Annotated in this window: 1 protein-coding gene; it reads left to right on the forward strand. The window is 48.2% G+C overall.

Going from position 1 to position 1,189, the window contains the following annotated elements; all coding sequences use genetic code 11:
• A partial coding sequence (locus BG32_RS07460) for a DNA recombination protein RmuC (RefSeq protein ID WP_147434877.1) occupies window positions 1-974 on the forward strand: 974 nt, incomplete at its 5' end.
• Window positions 975-1,189: the final 215 nt, after the last annotated feature.

A 1,189-nucleotide genomic window follows, 5' to 3' on the forward strand; every position in this document is an offset into this window, starting at 1 on the left:
TCTCTGGCCTTCTGAAACTCCAGAAAGAAGACTGGGGAAGCCAGAAAAAGGATTTCGAGAGCCTTGTCAGCCCGGTAAGAGACAATCTCGAAAAGCTCGAGAAAAATGTTAAAGAACTTGAATCGAAAAGGGAAGGAGCTTATAAAGCTCTTGAAGAACAGCTGAAGATGCTTTCCGAAGCCAACACCGACCTCAGACAGGGCGTAACGGATCTCAAGAGCGCCTTGAGGAACAGATCGACACGCGGCCGTTGGGGCGAGATAGAGCTTCGACGCATTGTTGAGCTCAGCGGGATGACCGAGCATGTTGACTTCGTGGAACAGGAGTCTATCGATAACGGTAGACCGGACATGATAGTGAAGCTGCCCAATAACGCCTTCATTCCCGTCGATGCCAAAGTGCCGCTGGACAGTTATTTGACAGCGCTGGAAGAAGAAGACGAATCTCTTAGAAAGCAGCTCATGGGTAACTACGCGAAGAATGTCCGCGATACCGTTAACAGGCTTGCCGGCAAGAAATACTCTGAGGCCTTCAGTAGAACAGCCGATTTTGTTGTCATGTTCGTTCCTCTGGAGTCGGCAATCAACGCCGCTTTTCTCGCAGATCCTGAACTTTTCGAATATGCCGTTTCAAGAAAGATCCTAATCGCCTCTCCTGTGAATCTCGTTGCGTTGCTAAAGTCCGTCGCGTATGGATGGCAGCAGTATAGTCTTACAGAAAATGCCGAGCGTCTCGTTCAAGCCTCTAAGGAGCTCTATGAAAGATTTCGGGTCTTTTTTTCCCATTACAGCAGATTACAGGGCCATCTTAAGAACGCCGTAAGGGCCTACAATGATGGGGTGGGTTCTTTTGAAAGCAGGCTGCTCCCAAAAGTCAGGGAGATAGAAGCTCTTGCCGAGGTAAACGAAAAACTGGAAGAGATCGAGGAGATCTTGGATGAGCCTAAATCGTCGGATCTTGTCGACCGCAACTGAATTGCTCATCCGTCAGCGCTTCATTGAGGAATATGCTTGAACACGCGAAGTTCTCGTGGTAACGGTGTTTTCTTGACGACCCGGTCCGGCCGCTTCTTGGCATAGTCTTAGTGAGCTCCTCCCGCATCTAATTGTGCTTTTTACTTAATAATCAAATGCAATACCATATGAGATCAAACGAAACATCCTTCGGTGGTTTCAAGATCTTTTATGCG

It is taken from the genome of Mesotoga sp. HF07.pep.5.2.highcov (genome assembly GCF_003666285.1).
In the GTDB taxonomy this organism is placed as follows: Bacteria; Thermotogota; Thermotogae; order Petrotogales; family Kosmotogaceae; genus Mesotoga; species Mesotoga prima.